Source organism: Achromobacter sp. SD115 (genome assembly GCF_017355315.1).
In the GTDB taxonomy this organism is placed as follows: Bacteria; Pseudomonadota; Gammaproteobacteria; order Burkholderiales; family Burkholderiaceae_B; genus Achromobacter; species Achromobacter xylosoxidans_B.
In genome coordinates, this window is record NZ_JADIJM010000009.1 from 126,346 (window position 1) to 148,679 (window position 22,334).

Consider the following 22,334-nt stretch of genomic DNA (forward strand, 5'->3'; position numbering starts at 1 on the left):
GACAAGAAAATAGCACGAGACGCCGCGCGCGAACAGGTGCTAGCTTGCGCCCCCGGCAAGGGCGGCCCGCACGGTTTCCGAGCGGTCCCACAGGTTCGGCAGGCTGGCCGACGAATAGCCGGACACGAAAGGCTTGGCCTGACCCGTCGCGGGATCGTAGACATGGCGCGACACGGCGCCGATGTTGCCGCCGTAGAGATGCACGCTGATGGACACGCGGTCCGCATAAGCGTTGGACACGCGATGGATGTCGCCTTCGGCGGGCGACAGACGCTCCACGTCGCCCGGTTGCAGCGTGGTCGAGGCGCCCGCGGGCGCGACGCTGTCGTCCAGCCCGCGCACATAACGCTGGTTGACCTCGGCCCCGCGCAGCATGCCCACGTAGCCCCAGACCTCGTGGTCGTGCACCGGCGTGAACTGGCCCGGCCCCCACACAAAGCTCACCAGCGAAAACCGCTCCAGCGGATCGCAGTGCAGCAGGTATTGCTGGTAGTACTGCGGATGCGGCGCCGTACAGGCCTCGGGCAACCAGTCGTCATGGCGCACCAGGTCGGCGAACGCGGCCTGCAGTTCCGGGGTCTGCGCCAGCGCGGACGGCGAGGCCAGGCGGGTGGCGGTGGCGATGAAGCGGCGCAGCCTGTCCAGGCCGCCTTGAGATTCGGGCATTGCGTCTCTCCATGAATTCTGGAAATCCCAGATTGGAAAAATAGTATCCATGATTCAGGATAGATGCGCAGCCTTGCCCCTGCCGCCGCCCAGGTAATCGAGCGGGGCTTTCCCGGCTGGCCCAGTCCCGCGCGTGCAGCGTATCAGACCTGCTTCAAATCGGCCTCACCACTTGCAGCCCCGGTCCGTAACGGTATCGGCCAGCAAGAACGGCAAGGCCAGCAAGCCCATGTCCGCATGCGCGTTCTTGCACGGCGGCCGCGCGCTCTTGGCGATGCCCCGCGCGATCTCGGATTGTTCAACTGGCGCCTTGGGCCCGAGGCGCACGGCAGGTTCACCACGCGCGCGCGACATGCCCGCCGCTTGCGCGTCTTCCGGACGCCAACCGAAATCGCGTCGGGGATCTGGCGCGTCTGACGATGCAGCGGGCGTCCCGTCCGATTGCGGCGCGGATGGCGCGGGCGCCCTGCGCGCGCCGGATCGTTGCCGCGGCGCCACCGCGGGAACCGGCGGCATGTCGATGCGGGCCGGTTGAGCAGGCGCGGATCCGGACCTGTCCTGCATCTTTTGTACCGGTGGCGCCGACGGCGCCTTGGCGGGCAGCAGATCCACGAAGAAAGGCAGTTCCGGCGCGCGCGCGGCGCGCATGCCTGCGGGCTCGATCCGCTCTCGCCACCACAGCCCCGCCACCACCGCATGCAGCGCGCACGCCGCCAGCAGCGCCCACCACGCCACCCTCCTCGCGCGCGGCCGCGCATCCACGATTCCAGCCGCAGCCAGATGCATCGCCTACACTCGAACAGTACGCCCCGGACAGCGGGCAACGCGGCGATGATAGCCCCGCGCGCAGTGAAGATTTGTGAAGATGTTGAGCGCTGATGTAGCGCACAATCATGTACTCAAGTCAGGCGAGGGGAAACCCCAAATCCCACCACCAGCACCCCCGGGATACAGTGGCGGATAGGCTTCGCCGTGGAGATTATCATTCCGTTTTCCTGGAGACTTCCCGACGTGTTTGTGCGCTCGCCGGACGGTGTCTTGCACCGTGTGGTGCGCCATGCCACGACCACGGAAACCATCGCCCAACTTGAAAGCATGCCCAGCAACTACCACCTGGATTGCGAATGCATGCTCGATAACGGCGAAACCCTGCACTGGATCGGCGACAACCAATATCGCCAATTGAATGGCGGCGCCATTTTCACGGCCGAAGCTGCAACCACCACGCCTCGCGGCGATTCGCGCAAGAGCGCTGCCGCCAAGGGCAGCCTGCGCGACGCGCGCAACAAAGCCGCGCCGCGCAAAGCCCCCGCGCAGGGGCAGAGTCATTTACCATTAGCTGTCGTCAATCTAAAAACCGGCAACGACTGGAGCCTGATACGCGCCTGGCGCGAGCATCTCAATATCAGCACCGCTGATATGGCTGCACGTCTGGGGGTGGACCACTCCATCTATATCGAACTGGAAAGGCCGCGCCCACGGCCCAGGCAGGTTATCCTGGACCGCGTATCCGAAGCCCTGGGCGTCTCTCCCGACCAGCTCGACGATTCATTGTTTGGAGGGCACTTTCATTAGCGCCTGGCGCGGGAACACCAAGCTTCCCGCCCCGGCGCACTGAAATGCCCGAACGACTTTGGCGCCGTATATCCAATGGCCCGCGCATGGAGGTATCGCATATGCTCGGCACCGCAAGACGATTGACCGACGTCCTCGCCACCGCGCCGGACGGCACGCTCTACCGCATTGAACGATTTGTCTCAGACCCCGACGCGTACTCCGCCTTGGGTACCTCGCGTTTCGATCCGAAGACGCATTGCATATGCCGCACCAGCACGGGCGAAAAGGTCTCGTGGCTAGGCGGACAGACCTATCGGCTCGTCAAGAGCGGCACCTCACTGACGGCGGTGGACCGACGACGCCACTAGGCACAGGAGACCGCTGCCGCGGCGGCGGTCCCTTCCCCAAATCCTGCAAGACAGCCGCCCGGCGCGCGACATTGCGCACGTGCGCCGCAGGCGCTCGCGCTTGAGCCAGATCAAGGAATTCCGTGCACGCCCGGCAGTACGCTGGATGCATACATGGAAAGATCGGCGCCGCCGCCGCGGCGCCCTCAGGCAACAGGCACCCGGCATGGCCAAGAAGTTTCCCTTGCACCCGAAGCACCCCGAACGCATATGCTGGGGCTGCGACCGCTATTGCCCTACCGATTCGATGGCTTGCGGCAACGGCTCCGGCCGCACCATGCATCCCGCCGAGACGCTGGGAGACGATTGGTACACGGTCGGCGACTGGGGATTCGACGCGGACGAGAAAGCCCAAGCCCAAGTCCAGGCGTCAGTCCCACCTGCTCCGCACTGACGCGACATTCCCGCCGCAAAACAAAAAAGGCCCTCGATCCGAGATCAAAGGCCTTTCTATTTTCTTTCTGTGTAAACCAAGCAAGAAGCTTGGTGCGCCCGGCAGGATTCGAACCTACGACCCCCTGGTTCGTAGCCAGGTACTCTATCCAGCTGAGCTACGGGCGCTCCGAAAGAGGCGTGTTTATACCATGAAAAATAAAGCATGCGCAAATCGGCCCGACCAAACCGGCACCCACCCGTATCCAGCAGCCGGCGCATCCAGACTCTGACGGACCCTTTCCGTGCAATGCTTTCCACAAAACGCACGCAAAGGAAATAGTTCAGAAAACCCAGTTCATGCAGCGGCATTGCGAAACTTCCGGGTTCGGGAAATAATTGGTTTCCTGTGCATATAGGTCAAAACATGCGCCCACGAGCGGAAAGCAACTTTTGCACGGGACCTCTCGCCGACGCCTGCAGCCGGGGCTCCCATGCCCCATATCGTCAGAAGGAACTTGCATGAAGATCAAGAATTCCTCGGGCGCGCTTCTCATCGGCATCGCCGCCGCGATCCTGTCGGCCGGCTGTTCCACCACCCCGAAAACGACGGAATCCGGCTTCCTTCCGGATTACTCGCTTCTGCACCAGGCGCCCGCTCCTGACGGCGGCACCCGCCTGGTCTACCTGAATCCCGACTTCAACCCATCGCGCTATACCGCGGTCTGGCTGGAGCCTGTCGTGTATTACCCAGAGCCGCAGCCTTCCGCGGACGTTTCCCTGGAAACCCTCACCGAGATCCGCGATGCGGTCAACGCAACGCTGCGACGCAAGGTCGGCGAGCAGGTGAGGCTGGTTGATCGCGCCGAACCTGGCGTCGCCCATATACGCATCGCCATCACCGCGGTGGGAACCTCGGAGCAAGCGCTGCGCGCCTATCAATACATTCCCATCGCCTTGGTCATGACCGAGGCGCGGGCCGCCATGGAAGGAGGCATGGCGCGCAACGCGACTGTCGCCATCGAATCGCGGGTCACGGACAGCATGACGGACGAATTGCTGTATGCCTCCGTGCGCGGCGGCACCGGCGAGAAGGTCGCCAACGCCACTCAGGGCGCGGGCGGCGTGCGCCTGTCCAAGCTGCAACCGCTGATCGATGAATGGACCACGGGCGCAGCGCGGGAAATCGGAAAGTACGTCCGGCAACGGTAACGCAAGGCATCGGCCGGGCGCAGCCTCGCCTGCGCCGCGGCTATTCGTGATTTTTCAAACCATGATTTCGTTGGAGCGATCCTATGAAGCTGACACGCCGCACATTGAATGCAGGTGGCCTTGCCCTACTCGCAACCAGCGTCCTGGGCACGCCAGCCCGAGCCGCCGATGGATTGGTCGCGGATTTTCCCGAAGGCGACGAGCAGTTCGGACTGGCAACGGATGTCTACGTCTATGCCTATCCGCTGGTGACGATGGAGATGACCAGAAGAGTCATCACCAATGTCGCGGAGCCCAAGGGGACCCGGGCGCCGATGGGGCATCTCATCAAGCTGCGCCAGTATCCCGACGCCAAGTTCCGGGACGTGACCGCGCCGAACGCCGACACGCTCTACACCACTTCCTTCTTCGACGTCGGCGACGAGCCCTGGGTCGTCAGCCTGCCCGATATGAACGGACGCTATGCCCTGTTCCCGATGCTGGACGGCTGGACCACGGTGTTCGACGTGCCCGGCAAGCGCACGACAGGCACAGGGCCGCAAACCTACGTAGTCAGCGGCCCCGGATGGGAGGGCGCGATTCCGCAAGGCATGACCCACTACAAATCCCCCACCAGCATGGTCTGGCTGCTGGGCCGCATCTACTGTACGGGTACGCCGGAAGACTATGCGCTAGTGCACAAGTTGCAGGACGAAGTGAAGCTCTGTCCATTGAGCGCATGGGGCAAGAACTGGAATCCGCCACCGGGCAAGGTCGACCCCGCCATCGACATGAAAACCTCGGTGCGCGACCAGGTCAACAACATGGACGCGGTCGAGTACTTCAGCTTGTTTGCCCAGTTGCTGAAGCGCAATCCGCCGAGCGCCGCCGACGCGCCCATCGTTGCGAAGATGGCTGCGATAGGCATCGTGCCCGGCCAGGACTTCGACAAGAACCAACTCGACCCCGCCATTGCCAAGCGCGTCCCGCAAGTCGGATTCGGGCGCATCATGACGCACTTCAAGGCCAGCGACGGCGACATCCAGGACATCGACGGCTGGGGGTTCACGACCAAGACGGGCATCTACGGTACCAACTACATCCAGCGGGCCCTGATCACCGCGATAGGCCTGGGCGCCAACCGCCCGCAGGACGCCATCTACCCCACCTCCCTGAAGTCCGACACCGGCGCCATCAAGCGCGTCTACAACGGTTCCGAAAAATATGTGCTGACGTTCAAGAAGGGCCTCACTCCGCCCGTCTCCGGCTTCTGGTCGCTGACGATGTATGACGCGGCCTACTTCTTCGTCGACAACCCTCTGAACCGCTACTCGATCAGCGCGCGCCAAGCCCTCAAGGCGAAGCCGGACGGTTCGATCGACCTGCTCATCCAGCACGAATCGCCCGGCCCCGACATGGAGTCGAACTGGCTGCCCGCCCCCAAGGGAAAGTTCATCCTGATGATGCGCCTCTACTGGCCCAACGAAAGCAACCCGTCAATCATCGACGGCTCCTGGACCTTGCCTCCCGTAAGAAGGGTCAGCTGATACCGGCGCTGCACTCCGCCGGCGCCAGACCGGCTTTGCGTCCACGGCGGGCGTGATGGATTCGATTCATCACGCCCGCGGCTTGGGGAGGGTTTGCGATGAAAAAGATAATCATGGGCTGCCTGGCTTGCGGGCTGCTGCAAGCCGGGGCCGCGCTGGGCGCCGAAGCGGATCCGGCTTCCGCGGCGGGCTCCCTGCCATCAAATGAATGGCAGTTTTCGGTCACGCCCTACTTCTGGGCCGCCGGCCTGTCCGGCAAGACGTCGGCATCGCGTTCGCCCGTCATCGATGTCCACGCGGACTTCGACAAACTGTTGGACAACCTCGACTTCGGCGCCATGCTGATAGGCGATGCGCGCAAAGGCCGCTACAGCATATTCGGCGACCTGATCTACACCAAGATCGGCACGCAAGGAGATACGCCGCATGGCTTGCTGGCCAGCAGCGCGGACGTAAAGACTTCCACCTTCGCGGGACTGCTCGGGGTCGGCTATTCCGTGCTGGAAAACTCGCCGCATCAACTGGACGTGGTGGCCGGCTTGCGCGTCTGGTCGGTCGACACCGACATCACGCTCAAGGGTGCACACCTGAATGGCAGAACGCGCAGCGATGGCGCCACCTGGGTCGACGGCCTGGTAGGCGTGCGCGGAAATTATGTCCTGAGTTCGAAGTACTACATCACCGGCTGGGGCCTGATCGGCGCGGGCGGCGCGGAAGCGGATTGGGATGTGGGCCTGGGTCTCGGCTACAACTTCAGCAAGAATGTCTCGGCAGCGATAGGCTACCGCGCGCTGGGCGTGGACTACAGCAGCGGCGGTTTCAAGTTCGATGCCGTGCTGCAAGGCCCGATGGCGGGCGTGACAATCCGCTTCTAGACGGCGGCGCAAAACAAAAAGGCCTTCGATACGAGATCAAAGGCCTTTCCATTTTCTTTGCTGTATTGACCAAGTGAACTTGGTGCGCCCGGCAGGATTCGAACCTACGACCCCCTGGTTCGTAGCCAGGTACTCTATCCAGCTGAGCTACGGGCGCTCCGGCAAAGAGGCAAAATTATATCAGAAAAATCTTGCCGTTTTTACTGCTCTTGCTATTCACACGCTTTATTCAATGCCGCACTGGCCGATTAAAACCAATCCAGATCAAACTTGGTGCGCCCGGCAGGATTCGAACCTACGACCCCCTGGTTCGTAGCCAGGTACTCTATCCAGCTGAGCTACGGGCGCATTTGCGTTTAAAAGCAAGCCTTGAATAATAGCGTTATTTCACGAAGCGCGCAAGTCAGACGCTGATAAATCCGAGCAAGGCTGCGACGGACTCATGCCCGATCGAGCACGCTCAAGCCGTCCTGCCCGCCCCATCCAGCTTCGCCAGCAACGCCCTCGCCTGCTCCACCACATCGCCATCATTGGGCCGGAACTCAAGCCGCAGCGCTTGCGGCAATTGCGTGAAGTGCGCGTGGCAACTGCGGGCATAGGCCGGGTCGTAGTGCCGGTCTATCAGTTCCTGCGCCAGCGCGGCGCGCGCGCCGCTGTCGACCAGGGCCAGCCAGCTGCCCACCCGCTCGCGGCTATGCAGACCGACCATGCGCTGGAGCTGCGCCTTCAGCGATTCCGGATCTTCGAACAGATGCGCGTAGTCCTGCAGCAAGAAAGCCGCCCGGTCCTCGCGGCTGGAGTGGACCTCGACGCAAGGGCTCGCATGCACCGCCGTCAACAGCGCCGCAGGCAAGGCCACCGCGCCGATCTTGCGGCTCTCCGCTTCGACGAATACCGGCTTCGATGCATCGAACGCGCGCAGGCTCTGCGCCAGCCGCGTGTCGAAGCCCTTTTGCGAAGGCTGCGCGACGCCGGCCCAGGCGCCCAGCAGCGAGCCGCGATGCGAGGCGAGGCATTCCAGGTCCAGCGTCTGTGCGCCGGCCTGCTCCAAGGCGTTCAGCAAGCGCGTCTTGCCGCTGCCGGTGGGTCCGGCCAGCACGACGTAGCGCAAGTCCAAGGGCAGGCTTTCCAGCGCGTCCAGCGTGGCTTGGCGATAGGTCTTGTAGCCGCCGTCGAGCTGGCGCGCGCGCCACCCTATCATGTTGAACATCGTGGTCATGGAGCCGGAGCGCGTGCCGCCGCGCCAGCAATAGATCAACGGACGCCAGCCCTGGCGCCGGTCCGCGAAGGTGGTGTCCAGATGCGTGGCAATATTGCGCGCCACCAGCGCCGCGCCGACGCGCGAGGCCTCGAAGGGCGAGACCTGCTTGTACAGCGTGCCCACCACCACGCGTTCTTCATTGCTCAGCACCGGCGCATTGATCGCGCCGGGAATGTGGTCGTCGGCGAATTCGAGCGGCGTGCGCACGTCAATGACTTCATCGAAATCGTCCAAGCGGTCGAGCGTGGCGAGCAGGTGTTTCAAGGGATCCGCGCCAGAAAGGGAATCTGCGATTTTCTCATGCGAGGCAGGCTCGCTCGCATACTTGTCGCGAGCCCATGAAAAAACCCGCAATCACTTGCGTGATTGCGGGTTTTTTATCTCCGGTGCTGACCGAAGCCAGATCGGAGAGAATCTGGCGGAGATGGTGGGATTCGAACCCACGATGCAGTTTTTAGCCACATACTCCCTTAGCAGGGGAGCCCCTTCAGCCTCTCGGGCACATCTCCGAAGAGAACGAGATTCTAGCACGACTTTTTTCACTCTTGCCCGCTATCGGGCATACATCGCAAAAAAAATCGTGCCGGAGTCTTCTGTCAGGCCTTTTCGCCAGGCGCCTGGTCCAGGCCGAAGGCCTTGTGCAGCGCGCGCACACCCAGTTCCATGTACTTGTCGTCGATGATCACCGAGGTCTTGATCTCGCTGGTGCTGATCATCTGGATGTTGATGCCTTCTTGCGAAAGCGTCTGGAACATCAGGCTGGCCACGCCCACGTGCGAGCGCATGCCGATGCCGACGATGGAGACCTTGGCGACCTTTTCGTCGGTGGACAGCTCACGCGCGCCCACGGCGGGGATGACTTCGCGCTTGAGCAGATCGACGGCGCGGGCGAACTCGTTGCGGTTGACCGTGAACGAGAAGTCGGTCGTGCCAGCCACGGACTGGTTCTGCACGATCATGTCGACGTCGATGTTGGCGGCGGCGACCGGACCCAGGATGGAGAAGGCGATGCCGGGCTTGTCCGGAACGGCCAGCAAGGTGATTTTGGCTTCGTCGCGGCTGAAGGCGATGCCGGAGACAACGGCGGCTTCCATTTTTTCGTCTTCCTCAAAAGTAATCAGCGTGCCCGAGACCATTTCTTCTGCGAGCGGGATAAGCGGGTCGGTCAGCGAGGACAGGACCCGGACCGGCACACGGTATTTGCCGGCGAATTCGACCGAACGGATCTGCAGGACCTTGGAGCCCAGCGACGCCATTTCCAGCATTTCCTCGAAGGAAACGACGGCCATGCGGCGCGCTTCGGGCACCACGCGCGGATCGGTCGTGTAGACGCCGTCCACGTCGGTGTAGATCAGGCACTCGTCGGCCTTGATGGCGGCCGCCACGGCCACGGCCGAGGTGTCGGAACCGCCACGGCCCAGCGTGGTGATGTGGCCTTCCGGGTCGATGCCCTGGAAGCCAGTGACGATGACCACGCGGCCGGCGTCCAGATCGGCGCGGATGCGCTCGTCGTCGATCGACGAGATACGCGCCTTGGTGAAGGACGAATCGGTGCGCACGGGCACTTGCCAACCGGCATAGCTGCGCGCCGGCACGCCTTCGGCCTGCAGCGCGATGGCCAGCAGGCCGCTGCTGGCCTGTTCGCCGGTGGCGGCAATCATGTCGAGCTCGCGGCTGTCGGGCTGGGGCGTAATCTCGCGCGCCAGACCGAGCAGGCGATTGGTCTCGCCTGCCATCGCCGACGGAACGACAACAACCTGGTGGCCGGCGGCATGCCACTTCGCGACGCGGCGCGCCACGTTTTTGATGCGCTCGACCGAGCCCATCGAAGTACCGCCATATTTGTGAACGATCAAGGACATCTCGTACTCTGGCTGGGAACCCGCCGCAAAAGGTTGACGGGCAAAGCCGTATATTCTAGCGCGACGGTAAAAATTTGCGCAGCGTGTGCAAAATTCCGTCCACGCCGCGACTTTTGGGGGACACCAAGCGGGACGGGGCCGCCTACTCCCTGGGTTCGACCCAGACCCTGCCCCGGTGGCAGCGGATGACGTGGCCGGCCTGCCCCACCCGCAGCTGGCGATCATGGCCCAGGCTGTGCAACCCGCGCAGCTGGCGCAGCAGATCGCGCATCCTGGCGTCGGTGGGCATGCGGGCGCCGTTGCGCTCCAGCCAATGGCGCAGCACATGCGCCTGGCGCGCCTCGGACAGTTCGCGCCACGCCCGCAGCGAAAAACTGGCGCCGTCCGCGGAAGGATCAAGCGCGGCGAAATCCTCGCGCGCCACCTCGTCCAGAATCTCGGCCGCCTCGCCCATGTGCCGCGCGTGGCGTGCGACGATGGCGCGCCACCCGGGCCAGCGGGCGTCGAGCGCCGGAGCCAGCAATTCGCGCAAGGCGGCGCGGGTGTAGTGGGGATCGGTATTGGTGGGGTCCTGCACCGGCCCCCAGCCGCTGGCTTGCGCCACCGCGCCCGCCGCATGCAGGATCGCCTCGCGGCCGATCTGCAGCCAAGGACGCAGGTAGACCAGCCCATCGCGTCGAGACAGCGGCGCCATGGCCGCCATGCCGACCAGTCCGGTGCCGCGCAACAGGCGCAGCAAGACGGTTTCCGCCTGGTCGTTGCGATGATGGGCCAACAGGATATGCGTCACGCCCTGCTCTCGCGCCAATTGCGCCAGCGCGGCATAGCGGGCATCGCGCGCCGCTGCCTCGATGCCCTTGCCCGTAGCCTGTGCCACCTCGACGCGCGCCACGGATAGCGGCAACGCGAGCAGATCCGCCAGCGCGCGCACATGCTGCGTCCATGCATCGGCGGCGTCCTGCAGGCCGTGATGCACATGGAACAACCACAGGTCCATGCCCAGTTCGCGCGCCACGGTGGCCGCGTGCACGGCCAGCATGGCCGAATCTGCGCCGCCGCTGAGCGCCACGGCGATGCGCGGCGGACGCTCAGGCAGAGCCAGCAAGGCCCGGCGCAGAGCCGTGGCCAGTTCGGACGAAACGGGAAGGGAATGAACGACGCCCGCCTCGGCCCGGTGCGTGGTGGCGGGCGTCTGGCGGGCGGTCATTGAGGGATGGCGCGTGGCGCGAGGCCGTGGCGCCGGCACATGGGCCGGCACCCTGCCTGCTTCAGGCGCGCACTTCCTGGTAGGCGCCGTAGGACAGCAGGCGCTGGACGCGCTGTTCCACGAGCTGTTCGGGCGTCATGCCCTGGAGTTGGCGCAGGGCGTCGCCCAGCGCCCGGCGCAGCAGGCGGGCCATAACGCGCGGGTCGCGATGGGCGCCGCCCACCGGTTCGTTGACCACGCGGTCCACCAGGCCCAGGTCCTTCAGGCGCGGCGCGATGATGGCCAGGGCCTCGGCGGCCTCGGGCGCCTTGTCGGCGCTGCGCCACAGGATCGAGGCGCAGCCTTCAGGCGAAATCACGGCGTAGGTCGCGTACTGGAGCATCAGCACGGCATTGCCCACGGCAATGGCCAGGGCGCCGCCCGAACCGCCTTCGCCGATGATGGTGCAGATCACGGGGACCTTCAGCTCGGCCATGGCGTAGAGGTTGTGGCCGATGGCTTCGGACTGGCCGCGCTCTTCGGCGCCGATGCCGGGATAGGCGCCCGGGGTGTCCACGAAAGTGAACACGGGAATGCCGAATTTTTCGGCCAGGCGCATCAGGCGCAGGGCCTTGCGATAGCCTTCCGGACGCGGCATGCCGAAATTGCGCGCGGCACGTTCCTTGGTGTCGCGCCCCTTCTGGTGGCCGATGACCATGCAGGGCGTGCCGTTGAAGCGCGCCAGGCCGCCGATGATGGACTGGTCGTCGGCGTACATGCGGTCGCCGTGCAGCTCATGGAAGTCGGTGAACATTTCGCGCACGTAGTCCAGCGTGTAGGGACGCTGGGGATGGCGGGCGACCAGGGCCGTCTGCCAGGGCGTGAGCTTGGCGTAGATTTCCTTGGCCAAGGTCTGGCTCTTCTGCTGCAGACGTCCGATCTCGTCGGAGATGTCCACGGCCGAATCGGCCTGCACGTAGCGCAGCTGCTCGATCTTGTTCTCAAGCTCGGCGAGCGGTTGTTCGAATTCCAGAAATGTATTGCGCATGTAGTGTGGTTCCGTAGATGGGCGGACTGGCGTGCGTCAGTACTGAACCGGAGCCGGTTCCAGACTGCGCCACAGATACCAGGTCGCCACGGTACGCCAGGGTTGCCACGCCAACGAGACTTCGCGAGCCTCGAAGCGCGAGACAGGCTCGCCGCTGAAATAGTGTAGCGAGATTGCCTTGAGCAACCCAGGATCATCCAGCGGCAGAACATCAGGCCGCTGCAGATTGAAAATCAAAAACATCTCCGCCGTCCAGCGGCCTATGCCGCGGATGGCAGTCAGTTCGGAAATGACGGCTTCGTCGTCCATTGCCGCCCATTTCTCGGGATGGACCCGGCGCTCGCCAAAATGCACGGCCAGGTCCAGCACGTATTCGGCCTTGCGCTGCGACAGCCCCGCCGCGCGCAGCCCTTCCAGGCCGACGCGCAGCACGGCGACGGGCGTGGGACGCTTGCCCACGGCGTCGATGAACTGGGTCCAGACGGTGTCAGCCGCCTTGCTGGATACCTGCTGCCCGATGATCGCCCGCGCCAGCGTCACGAAAGGCGTGCCGCGCGAAGTCAGCCAGACCTCGGGATGCTGGGGGATGATCTTTTTCAGGATGCGGTCGCGCCGCATCAGATGGGCTACGGCGGCTTCCCAATACTCGGGCTTGGGAATCTCGAGGTCGACAGTGGACATGGCGGGCGGGTCCTGCGGGTTCAAGCCCGACGCCATTGCGTCACGCCGCCCGGCTTGTCGTCGAGCTCGATGCCGGCCTCGCGCAGTTCCACGCGGATGCGGTCGGCTTCAGCGAAATTTCGGGCCGCCTTGGCGGCGGCGCGCGCGTCGATCAGGGATTGGATGGCCTCGGCGTCCAGCACGCGGCGCTCGCCCTGTTCCATGGCCGCAGCGGAATAACGGGTGGGCGACTGGAAGTAAGCCGCCGGATCCTGCTGCAGCAGGCCCAGCAGGGACGCCAGCGCCTTCAACTGGCCGGCGCTGCGCGCGCTCTTGCCGCGGTTGGCCTCGGAGGCCAGTTCGAACAAGGCCGCGATCGCACCCGAGCTGTTGAAGTCATCGTCCATGGCCGCCTTGAAGGCCTGGGCCTGCGGCTCGTTCCAATCGATGCCCTGTGCGTCGGCAGGCACGTTCTGCAGCGCCTGATACAGGCGGTCGAGCGCGTTCTGCGCGTCGATCAGATTGTCGGGCGTGTAGTTCTGCGAACTGCGGTAGTGGTTGCGCACGATGAAGAAGCGCACCATTTCCGCTTCGCGCGGGTTGACGCGGTAGACGGCCTGGTCGGCCGTTGGCTCTTCCTGGGCGATGGTCTGGCGGATGGTGCGGAAATTGCCCAGGGACTTGGACATCTTGTCCGAGTCGACCATGAGCGGGCCGCAGTGCATCCAGATGTTGGCCAGGGCGCCGCCGAAAGCGCCCTCGGTCTGGGCGATCTCGTTTTCGTGGTGCGGGAATTTCAGGTCCGGACCGCCGCCGTGGATGTCCAGCGGCAGGCCCAGCAGCGACTTGCTCATGGCCGAGCACTCGATGTGCCAGCCCGGGCGGCCCAGCCCATAGGGCGATTCCCACTTGGTGTCGGCCGGCTCGTCCGCCTTGGCGGACTTCCACAGCACGAAATCCAGCGGATCGCGCTTGGCCGAACCCACGGCCACGCGTTCGCCGGCGCGCAGGTCGTCCAGGGTCTTGCCGGACAGCTTGCCGTAGCCCGGAAAGCCGCGCACGGCGTAGTTCACGTCGCCATCGTCGGCCTGGTAGGCCAGGCCGTTCTGTTCGAGCTTGCCGATGATGTCCAGCATCTCGCCGACATACTCGGTCGCGCGCGGCTCGCGGTCTGGCGTCTGGACGCCCAGCGCGCGCTCGTCGGCGTGCATGGCATCGATGTAGAACTCGGTGACTTCGCCGATGCGGCGGCCGGTCTCGACGGCGCGACGGATAATCTTGTCGTCGATATCCGTGATGTTGCGCACATAGTCGACCGCCAAGCCGCTGGCGCGCAGCCAACGCTGCACGACGTCGAACGACACCAGCATGCGGGCATGGCCCAGGTGGCAGAAGTCATAGACGGTCATGCCGCACACGTACATGCGCACCTGACCAGCCTGGGCCGGCTTGAACGGTTCTTTGGTACGCGACAACGTGTTGTAGATTTGCAGCATGGCGCTTATAGGCTTTGTCTAAATTTTCCGTGGCGGTTGCGGAAAGTTGCTGCCGAAGGAAAATACCTTCGGCGCGTGCCGCCGGGCCGGATTTCGATCCCAGGCCATAATCCCACTGGCGCTGACCATTCCGAGCCCGCCTTCGAAGTCCCGCATTCCAAGCCGGTTCCACGAACGATATCGCCGGGCTTCGTCCCCGATGTCGAGCCAAAACACAACCGGGGCTAAAATGGCGGTCGTCAAGTATAGCAAGCGGCCCGGTCACGCGCGTAAGCGTTGACCTGCCAAGACTTTTAACGGATGCCCAAGTGACTATCAAGCCGCGCTTTCGCGTCGCCCTGCTCGCCCTGGCCCTTGCGGGCGCGCCGGTTGGAGCCTCTCTGGCCCAGTCGATGGCCGGCGGCGGTGGAACCAACCCCAACGCCAGCCGCACCACCCTGGATCCCATCCCGCCCGAGGGCGGCTGGGACAGCCTGGCCAAGCTGCTGGAAGCGGCCAAGCCTGGCGTCGACACGCGCCTGACGCCGTCGCCCTCGCAGATCACGACGCACATCGAGCGCCTGCTGAACCACGGCGACAACGAAGAAGCCCTGGCCATGATCGAAAAGCGCCAGGAGCAGATCCAGGACCAGCGCGGCACCGACGTGCAGCTGATGTTCCAGCACGCCCGCGCGCTGGCCGCCCTGAACCGCACCGACGAGGCCATCGACATCTACACCGAGATGACCACCCGCTTTCCGGAGCTTCCGGAACCTTGGAACAACCTGGCGGCTCTATATGCTGGCCGCGGCGAGCTCGACCGCGCGCAGGACGCCCTGTCGATGGCCCTGCGCGCCGACCCGAACTACGCCGCTGCCCGCGCCAATATGGGCGACCTGCAACTTCTGCAGGCCCTGAGCACCTACAAGAAGGCCGCCAGCGACGGCGTGCCCGGCATGCAGGAAAAGGTCCGCGAAGTCGAAACCATGCTGAAGGATAAACACGGCAAATGATGTCCCGCTACTCCCCCCTACACCTGCTGCGCCTGACGGCGTGCTCGTTCGCGCTGGCCGCATTCGCCCCAGCGCTCGTCAGCGCCGCCCCTGCGGCCAATTCCTCCACCTCCACCTCTGAAGGCACAAAAACCATGAGCACCAACCCCCGCGTCAAGCTCCAAACCAACCAAGGCGACATGGTCATCACCCTGGATGCCGCCAAGGCGCCCAAGACCGTCGAGAACTTCCTGACCTACGTCAAGGAAGGCTTCTACAACGGCACGGTGTTCCATCGCGTGATCGATGGCTTCATGATCCAGGGCGGCGGCTTTGAGCCCGGCATGAAGCAGAAGCAGACCCATGCCCCCATCGAAAACGAAGCCAACAACGGCCTGAAAAACGACAAGTACACCCTGGCCATGGCCCGCACCAGCGATCCGCACTCGGCCACGGCGCAGTTCTTCATCAATGTGTCCAACAACGACTTCCTGAACTTCACCGCACCCACGCCCAATGGCTGGGGCTATGCCGTGTTCGGCACCGTGACCGAAGGCATGGACGTGGTCGACAAGATCAAGAACGTGAAGACCGGCAACAAGGGCTTCCACCAGAACGTCCCCAACGAAGACGTGATCATCGAGAAGGCCGAAGTTCTTGAATAAGATTGCGCTGTCCGGCCCCATCTGGCTGGCGTCCGACCTGCATCTGGGACCGGCCACGCCGGCCACCTCGGAGGCCTTCCTGGCCTTCCTGGAGGCCGCGCGCGAGGAAGCCGGCGCCCTGCTGCTGCCGGGCGACATCTTCGATGCCTGGATCGGCGACGACGTGATCCGCGCCGCGCCGCCGTGGCTCGCCACGGCGCTGGCGGCGCTGCGCGACACCGCCAGCCGGATTCCGGTCTGGCTGGGCCGCGGCAACCGCGACTTCCTCATCGGGGAAGAACTGGCCCAGGCCCTGGGCGCCAAGCTGCTGCCCGAGCCGGCGCTGCTGGAAACGGACTATGGCCAGATCCTGCTGACCCATGGCGACGAGTTCTGTACGGACGACGCCGCCTACCAGCAGTTCCGCAAGATGGTCCGCGATCCGCGCTGGCAAGCCGAGTTCCTGGCCAAGACGATTCCCGAACGGCTGGCGATGGCGCAGCAGGCCCGTGGCGAAAGCCAGGCCGCCAACCAGACGAAGTCCATGGAAATCATGGACGTCAACGCCGCCGCCATTGAATCCGTCTTCCGCGACACCGGGGTGCGCGTGCTGGTGCATGGCCATACCCATCGCCCCGCCCGCCACGTGCTGGAAGTCGACGGCAAGAAGCGCGAACGCTGGGTCCTGCCCGACTGGGACTGCGACCATGTTTCGCCGGCGCGCGGCGGCTGGCTGGTCATCGACCAGGACGGCCTGCAGTTCTACGACCTGGAAACGGAAGCGTAGCTCCCGGACACGCCACGTCGCGACGAAAAACAACGAGGGCCGCGCAAGCGGCCCTCGTCATTGCTGCTGCCGGCGGCGCGCCGGCAGGGTCCTCGGCGCTCAGCGTGTGAAGATCCAGGCGGCGACGATGCCGCCAAAGATGATCCGGTACCACGCGAACACGCGGTAGGTATGGTTGGCAACAAAGCGCAGCACCGCGCGCACCACCACCATCGCACTCAGGAACGCGGCCACGAAGCCCACCGCGATGCCCGTCAGGTCGTGCTGGGTGAGCAGCTCCATGTTCTTGTACATGTCGTAGACTGCCGCGCCCAGCATCGTGGGCATCGCCAGGAAGAACGAGAACTCGGTGGCCGTCTTGCGCTGGATGCCAGCGATCATGCCGCCGATGATGGTGGCGCCCGAGCGCGAGGTACCCGGGATCATGGCCAGGCATTGCGCCACGCCCACGCCCAGCGCCTGCTTCCAGGTGATCTGCTCCAGCGTGCGGGCCGTGGCCCGCTCGTCCGACGCCGTGTCGTCGGCTGCGCCCGGCATGTCGCCGGGCGTGTGGTGCGTCTTGCGCTCCACGTACAGCATGATCAGGCCGCCCAGCACCAGGGTCACGACCACCACGGCCGGGTGATAGAAGACGCTCTTGATGGCCTTGATGAAGATCGCCCCGATGACGGCGGCCGGCAGGAAGGCGATGATCAGGTTGCGGGTGAAGGCAACCTCGCTGGGCACGCCGGTCAGCGTGCCGCGGATCAGCGTCAGCAGCCGCGCGCGGAACACCCACATCACCGCCAGGATGGAACCCAGCTGGATCACCACCTCGAACACCTTGCCCTGGCTGGACTCGAAGTTGATCCAATCGCCCACCAGGATAAGGTGGCCGGTGCTGGACACGGGAATGAACTCCGTCAGGCCTTCGATGATGCCCAGGACAAAAGCTTTGATCAGGTATAGGGTGTTTTCGGTCACGATGGGAGGTCGGTTCTAGTTAATCGTTGGCTAGGGATTCGTCGTCGGCCAGCATTTCCTGGGGACGCTTCTCCACGCGCACCAGTGCGATGCGGCGGCCGTCCATTTCCAGGACTTCAAAGCGGAAATGCTCGTGGTGGACTTCGTATTCGCAGACGTCGCCCGGCTTGGGCAGGTGCCCGAAGCGCGACAGCAGGTACCCTGCCAGGGTTGAAAAATCCTGGGCGTCATCGACCAGGCCTTCGGTTTCCAGCACTTGTTCGACATGGTGCAGGTCGGCTGCGCCATCGATTTTCCAGGTGTTGTCGCCATCGGCGACGATGTCGGGCAGTTCGTCCTCATCGGGGAATTCACCGGCAATCGCCTCGAAAACGTCGATCGGTGTCACCAGTCCCTCGATGGCGCCGAACTCGTCGGCCACCAGCACCAGCTGGCCGCGCGAGCGCTTGAGCGTGTCCATCAGGCGCAGGATGCCGATGGACTCGTGCACGATGATGGGGTCGCGCAGCCGGTTGCGGCGCACCCTGCCCTCGGTGATGAGATCCGCCACCAGGTCCTTGGCGCGGGCGATGCCCAGCACCTCATCCAGCGAACCGCGGCAAACCGGGAAGAAGCTGTGCGGTGCTTCGGTCAGCTGGCGGCGGATGGTTTCGGGATCGTCGTCGATATTGACCCAGGAGACATCCGTGCGCGGCGTCATGATCGAGCGGATGGAGCGCTCGGCCAGCGTCAGCACGCCGCTGACCATGTTGCGTTCCTCGACGCCGAAGGCCGGGATGGTCGGGCCGTTCGCGCTAGGCAGGTCGGGCTCGTCGGCGGGCGGCCGCTTGCCCAGCATGCGCAGCACCGCGGAGGCGGTGCGTTCGCGCATCGGCCGGCGCGCGTCCAGCTTGAGCAGGTTGCGGCGCGCCACCTGGTTGAGGGCTTCGATCGCGACCGAGAAGCCGATGGCCGCGTACAGATAGCCCTTGGGCACCTTGAAGCCGAAGGCTTCAGCCAGGAGCGAGAAACCGATCATCAGCAGGAAGCCCAGGCACAGCACCACCACCGTGGGATGGGCGTTGACGAAGCGCGTCAGCGGCTTGGACGCCAGCAGCATGATGCCGATGGCGATGATGACGGCGATCATCATGATGGCCAGATGGTCCACCATGCCCACCGCGGTAATGACGGAGTCCAGCGAGAACACCGCGTCCAGCACCACGATCTGCGTCACGATCACCCAGAAGCTGGCGTACACGCGCGGCCCCGACGAGCCGCCGTGCTGGGAGCCCTCCAGGCGCTCGTGCAGTTCCATGGTGCCCTTGAACAGCAGGAACAGGCCGCCGATCATCAGGATCAGGTCGCGGCCCGAGAATGACAGCGGGCCGATGGAAAACAGGGGGGTGGTCAGCGTGACCAGCCATGACATGACCGACAAGAGGCCCAGACGCATGATGAGCGCCAGGCTCAAGCCCATGATGCGCGCGCGGTCGCGTTGCGCCGGGGGCAGCTTGTCCGCCAGGATGGCGATGAAAATCAGGTTATCGATCCCCAGGACGATCTCAAGGATGACCAGGGTAAGCAAGCCGACCCACGCAGTAGGGTCCAGCAGCCACTCCATCAGGAGCTCCAGAAGTTACACGACCGGTAATCGTACCTGGAAAATCCGTGACACGCCGGTGACGAGCCCCGTCCTTATGCCTGAGGCCGGCGCGGTTTAGGCCTGGCGAACCAGGGCATCCGCAGCCTGGCCCCATTGCAAAAAAACAAAAAAAACCGGCCCCTGGCCGGTCTTCGCGTCTGGCAGAGAGCCGGTCAGCTGCCGAGCTTGAGCGTGCCCTTCATCATGGCCCAGTGGCCGGGGAAAGAGCAGAAATAGGCATAAGCCTCGCCCGGAGTCAGCTTGGAAACGTCGAACGTAACCGAATCCGACTCGCCGCCGCCGATGACCTTGGTGTGGGCGATGACGCGCGTGTCGCCCGCCTTGACGTAATCCTGCGGCAGGCCGGCGTTCATGCCGTCGGTGGCCACGGCCGTCTTGTCGGCTTCCTTGGTCAGCACCCAGTTGTGGCCCATGGCGACCTTGGCCATTTTTCCGACGTGCTTGAGGTGCACGGTGAATTGCTTGCAGCTTTTGTCGACGACCATTTCCTTCAGGTTGTACTGCATGGCGTCGTTGCTTTCTATGGTTGCTTCGCACTGAGCGGCCAACGCGGGCAGGCTGGCTGCGGACAGGACGATGGCTAGGGTGGCTTTTGCCAGCATGGAGATTCTCCGTAAACGTTGGCGGCGCTTCCGACACGCGTGAGGCACATGCCTCGCGTCGCTGCCGCCACGCACAAGTCTATGGCGCCCCGCAAGCCGCACTATTGACGGACATCAATAGCGCCTCGTTCACCCCCTTCAAAACGGGGATATCCCCTACGCCACATGAGGGTATTGCCGCCAAGCGGCCTGCGCGCGCGAGCCGATTGACAAACCGCAATACGAACGACGCCGCATGTTCTTAGCATGCCTGCAAACAAACACAATCAGCAGAGTCCGAAAATGCAAGGCAGCATAGCGGCGGGGCGTGGGATCAAGCGGTACACCTGGTTCATTCATGCGGTTCTGCTGGCCTTGCTGCTGCTATGCGCGCAGGCCGCCACCACCGCGCAGGCCCAGCGCCTGCCCGACTTCCTGGGCGGCACCCCGATCGGACAGATCTTCCCCGGCGCGGACCGCGCCGACCCGCCCGCCGGCAAACCCATGGCCGCCAAGGTCTATGCGGGCGCGCGCCAGCTGGGCGTGGTCTATCTGACTTCTGATGTCGTCAACACGCGCGGTTACTCCAGCAAGCCCATCGACGTGCTGGTCGGCCTGGCGAACGACGGGCGCATTGTCGGCGCCCGGCTGGTGGAACACCACGAGCCCATCGTGCTCATCGGCATTCCGCAGTCCAAGGTCGACCATTTCATCAGCGGCTATGTCGGGCTGAACTTCGTGGACTCCCCTCCCCGCCATGGCGCGCCGCCGCCGGTGGACATCATCAGCGGCGCGACCGTCACCCTGATGGTGATCGGCGACAGCATTACGCGCTCGGCCATCGCCGTGGCCCGCGCCTACGGCATCGACAAGACTGCCGCCCCGGCGCAGCAGGCCGCGCCCGCCGCGGCCCGCGTGGTGGACGAAACGCGCGATGCCGTCCAATCCTGGCAGGACCTGCTGGAGGCCAAGGCGGTGCGCAACCTGCGGCTGAGCCCGGAGGACGTGAACCGGGCGTTCCGCGAATCCGGCAGGAACGATGCGGCAACCAGCGCGGCAAGCGCCGAGGGCAGCGCGGACGCGGACGGCTTCATCGACCTGTACGCCGCGCTGGTCAGCGTGCCTGCGATCGGCCGCAGCCTGCTGGGCGACACGGAATGGCAGCGCCTGAAGGAAAGGCTCAAGCCCGGCCAGCAGGCCGTGCTGGTGGCCGGCAACGGCGCCTACTCGTTCAAGGGGTCGGGCTATGTGCGCGGCGGCATCTTCGACCGCATCGAGATCATCCAGGACGAAGGCAGCTTCCGCTTCCGCGACCGCAACCACCAGCGCTTGGCCGACGTAGCCGCGCAGGGCGCGCCGGCGTTCCGCGAAGTGGCGCTGTTCGTGGTGCCCGAGGACGCCGCGCTGGATCCGGTCGCGCCCTGGCGCCTGCAGCTCATGGTGCAGCGCGTGCTCAGCGTCAGCGACAAGGCCTTCGTGACGTTCGACCTGGGCTATGAACTGCCGGCGGCCTACACCCGTCCGGCCGCTGGCGCGCAAGCGTCCGCGGCTCCCCCGACTCCCGCCGCAGCCGTCCCGACCCAGGCTGAGGAACCAGCGCCCGCGCTGTGGAAACAGATATGGCATGGCAAGGCCGGACAGGTCGCGGTTCTGACCGTGGCGCTGCTGGTGCTGGTGGGTATCTTTTTCTTCCAGGACCAATTGACCAGCCGCCCCCTGCTGCATGACCGCCTGCGGCTGGCATTCCTGGCGTTCGCGCTGTTCTGGATCGGCTGGTACGGCCAGGCCCAGCTGTCCATCGTCAACGTGCTGACTTTCTTCTCGGCGCTGCGCAGCGACTTCCGCTGGGAATACTTCCTGATGGACCCGCTGGTGTTCATCCTGTGGTGCGCCACCGCCATCTCCATGGTGTTCTGGAACCGCGGCGCCTTCTGCGGCTGGCTGTGCCCCTTCGGCGCCCTGCAGGAACTCACCAACCGCATCGCCCGCCGCCTGGGCGTGCGCCAGCTCAAGATCAGCCACGGCGTGAACCAGCGCCTGTCGACCCTGAAGTATGTGATCTTCCTGCTGCTGTTCGGCTTTTCGCTGTACGACCTGGCGCTGGCCGAGCAGCTGTCCGAAGTCGAACCGTTCAAGACCGCGATCATCCTGCGCTTCATGCGCTACTGGCCGTTCGTCGCGTTCGCCGTGGCGCTGCTGGCCGCCGGCCTGTTCGTGGAGCGCTTCTTCTGCCGCTACCTCTGTCCGCTGGGGGCCGCGCTGGCCATCCCCGCCCGCCTGCGCATCTTCAACTGGCTGCGCCGCTACCGCGACTGCGGCAACCCCTGTCAGCGCTGCAATCTCGAATGTCCGGTGCAGGCGATCGATCCCACCGGCGAGATCAATCCGAACGAATGCATCCAGTGCCTGCACTGCCAGATGCTCTATCACCACGAACAGAAGTGTCCGCACCTGATCCAGAAGAAAGCCAAGCGGGAGCGCCGCCGCGCACCGGCGGCCGAACCAGCCGAGCAAGTCATCGTCATGCACCGCGCGCCGAACCCGAACAGCGAACCCGGCGCCTGAACCCACTTTCCGCACAGCGGCGCCCGGCGCCGTCCCTACCAAGGAGTTAT

Annotated in this window: 21 protein-coding genes and 4 tRNA genes; 10 read left to right on the forward strand and 15 right to left on the reverse strand. The window is 64.7% G+C overall.

Translation table 11 applies throughout. The features are described 5' to 3' along the window. Positions 1–39: 39 nt before the first annotated feature. Together IPU70_RS14845 and IPU70_RS14850 are read right to left on the reverse strand one after the other, a co-directional pair. A complete protein-coding gene (locus tag IPU70_RS14845) occupies positions 40–666 on the reverse strand; it encodes a cysteine dioxygenase (RefSeq protein WP_207468301.1) in 627 nt (208 codons plus the stop codon). Between the two features lie 165 nt (positions 667–831). After that, positions 832–1,452 (reverse strand): hypothetical protein, encoded by a 621-nt coding sequence (locus IPU70_RS14850; RefSeq protein WP_207468303.1) that lies wholly within the window; start codon positions 1,450–1,452, stop codon positions 832–834. A gap of 186 nt (positions 1,453–1,638) precedes the next feature. Between IPU70_RS14850 and IPU70_RS14855 the strand changes: the two genes are divergently transcribed. From IPU70_RS14855 to IPU70_RS14865, 3 genes are all read left to right on the forward strand, one after another. Then, on the forward strand, positions 1,639–2,241 hold the full coding sequence (locus IPU70_RS14855) for a helix-turn-helix transcriptional regulator (RefSeq protein WP_207468305.1): 603 nt from the start codon (positions 1,639–1,641) through the stop codon (positions 2,239–2,241). Between the two features lie 101 nt (positions 2,242–2,342). Then, on the forward strand, positions 2,343–2,591 hold the full coding sequence (locus IPU70_RS14860; protein ID WP_207468307.1) for a hypothetical protein: 249 nt from the start codon (positions 2,343–2,345) through the stop codon (positions 2,589–2,591). Between the two features lie 205 nt (positions 2,592–2,796). Beyond that, positions 2,797–3,024 carry a DUF3079 domain-containing protein gene (locus tag IPU70_RS14865; protein WP_207468308.1) on the forward strand — a complete coding sequence of 76 codons (228 nt, stop codon included), beginning with the start codon at positions 2,797–2,799 and terminating at the stop codon, positions 3,022–3,024. Positions 3,025–3,114: 90 nt separating this feature from the next. Here the strand turns inward: IPU70_RS14865 and IPU70_RS14870 are convergent. Beyond that, positions 3,115–3,191: transfer RNA gene (locus IPU70_RS14870), tRNA-Arg, on the reverse strand. 333 nt (positions 3,192–3,524) lie between these two features. Between IPU70_RS14870 and IPU70_RS14875 the strand changes: the two genes are divergently transcribed. The 3 genes from IPU70_RS14875 (at position 3,525) to IPU70_RS14885 (ending at position 6,615) form a co-directional block, all read left to right on the forward strand. Further along, positions 3,525–4,214: a DUF3313 domain-containing protein gene (locus IPU70_RS14875; RefSeq protein WP_207468310.1), complete on the forward strand. Its 690-nt coding sequence runs from the start codon at positions 3,525–3,527 to the stop codon at positions 4,212–4,214. A gap of 83 nt (positions 4,215–4,297) precedes the next feature. Then, positions 4,298–5,740, forward strand: a complete 1,443-nt coding sequence (locus tag IPU70_RS14880; protein WP_207468312.1) for a DUF1254 domain-containing protein — start codon at positions 4,298–4,300, stop codon at positions 5,738–5,740. A gap of 98 nt (positions 5,741–5,838) precedes the next feature. Then, entirely contained in the window at positions 5,839–6,615 is a 777-nt protein-coding gene (locus IPU70_RS14885; protein WP_207468314.1) for a hypothetical protein, read from the forward strand. 80 nt (positions 6,616–6,695) lie between these two features. On the opposite strand, the gene IPU70_RS14890 is transcribed toward IPU70_RS14885, so the two are convergent. From IPU70_RS14890 to cysS, 9 genes are all read right to left on the reverse strand, one after another. After that, positions 6,696–6,772, reverse strand: a tRNA-Arg gene (locus IPU70_RS14890). A gap of 114 nt (positions 6,773–6,886) precedes the next feature. Next, positions 6,887–6,963: transfer RNA gene (locus IPU70_RS14895), tRNA-Arg, on the reverse strand. 112 nt (positions 6,964–7,075) lie between these two features. Continuing rightward, positions 7,076–8,140, reverse strand: a complete 1,065-nt coding sequence (gene mnmH / locus IPU70_RS14900; RefSeq protein WP_207468316.1) for a tRNA 2-selenouridine(34) synthase MnmH — start codon at positions 8,138–8,140, stop codon at positions 7,076–7,078. 152 nt (positions 8,141–8,292) lie between these two features. Further along, positions 8,293–8,385 (reverse strand) — tRNA-Ser (locus IPU70_RS14905). A gap of 87 nt (positions 8,386–8,472) precedes the next feature. Further along, entirely contained in the window at positions 8,473–9,738 is a 1,266-nt protein-coding gene (locus IPU70_RS14910) for an aspartate kinase (RefSeq protein ID WP_041654177.1), read from the reverse strand. Between the two features lie 142 nt (positions 9,739–9,880). Beyond that, on the reverse strand, positions 9,881–10,855 hold the full coding sequence (gene tilS, locus IPU70_RS14915; RefSeq protein ID WP_207468503.1) for a tRNA lysidine(34) synthetase TilS: 975 nt from the start codon (positions 10,853–10,855) through the stop codon (positions 9,881–9,883). 151 nt (positions 10,856–11,006) lie between these two features. After that, positions 11,007–11,972 (reverse strand): acetyl-CoA carboxylase carboxyltransferase subunit alpha, encoded by a 966-nt coding sequence (locus IPU70_RS14920; protein WP_059372051.1) that lies wholly within the window; start codon positions 11,970–11,972, stop codon positions 11,007–11,009. Positions 11,973–12,008: 36 nt separating this feature from the next. Further along, positions 12,009–12,653 (reverse strand): DNA-3-methyladenine glycosylase, encoded by a 645-nt coding sequence (locus IPU70_RS14925; RefSeq protein ID WP_207468317.1) that lies wholly within the window; start codon positions 12,651–12,653, stop codon positions 12,009–12,011. Between the two features lie 20 nt (positions 12,654–12,673). Continuing rightward, on the reverse strand, positions 12,674–14,128 hold the full coding sequence (gene cysS / locus IPU70_RS14930) for a cysteine--tRNA ligase (RefSeq protein WP_207468319.1): 1,455 nt from the start codon (positions 14,126–14,128) through the stop codon (positions 12,674–12,676). Between the two features lie 308 nt (positions 14,129–14,436). Between cysS and IPU70_RS14935 the strand changes: the two genes are divergently transcribed. The 3 genes from IPU70_RS14935 (at position 14,437) to IPU70_RS14945 (ending at position 16,530) form a co-directional block, all read left to right on the forward strand. Further along, positions 14,437–15,120, forward strand: coding sequence for a tetratricopeptide repeat protein (locus tag IPU70_RS14935; RefSeq protein ID WP_207468321.1), 684 nt, complete (start codon positions 14,437–14,439; stop codon positions 15,118–15,120). 134 nt (positions 15,121–15,254) lie between these two features. Continuing rightward, entirely contained in the window at positions 15,255–15,764 is a 510-nt protein-coding gene (locus IPU70_RS14940) for a peptidylprolyl isomerase (RefSeq protein WP_041654179.1), read from the forward strand. Beyond that, positions 15,757–16,530, forward strand: coding sequence for a UDP-2,3-diacylglucosamine diphosphatase (locus IPU70_RS14945; protein WP_207468322.1), 774 nt, complete (start codon positions 15,757–15,759; stop codon positions 16,528–16,530). Before IPU70_RS14940 ends, IPU70_RS14945 begins: the two co-directional genes overlap by 8 nt. A 99-nt stretch (positions 16,531–16,629) precedes the next feature. Here the strand turns inward: IPU70_RS14945 and IPU70_RS14950 are convergent, their stop codons facing one another. From IPU70_RS14950 to azu, 3 genes are all read right to left on the reverse strand, one after another. After that, entirely contained in the window at positions 16,630–17,493 is an 864-nt protein-coding gene (locus IPU70_RS14950) for an undecaprenyl-diphosphate phosphatase (protein ID WP_207468323.1), read from the reverse strand. Between the two features lie 19 nt (positions 17,494–17,512). After that, positions 17,513–19,096 (reverse strand): TerC family protein, encoded by a 1,584-nt coding sequence (locus IPU70_RS14955; RefSeq protein ID WP_207468324.1) that lies wholly within the window; start codon positions 19,094–19,096, stop codon positions 17,513–17,515. Between the two features lie 194 nt (positions 19,097–19,290). Beyond that, positions 19,291–19,740, reverse strand: a complete 450-nt coding sequence (azu, locus tag IPU70_RS14960; RefSeq protein WP_013395169.1) for an azurin — start codon at positions 19,738–19,740, stop codon at positions 19,291–19,293. 282 nt (positions 19,741–20,022) lie between these two features. Between azu and IPU70_RS14965 the strand changes: the two genes are divergently transcribed. Beyond that, positions 20,023–22,284 (forward strand): NosR/NirI family protein, encoded by a 2,262-nt coding sequence (locus IPU70_RS14965; RefSeq protein WP_242702508.1) that lies wholly within the window; start codon positions 20,023–20,025, stop codon positions 22,282–22,284. Positions 22,285–22,334 lie beyond the last annotated feature (50 nt).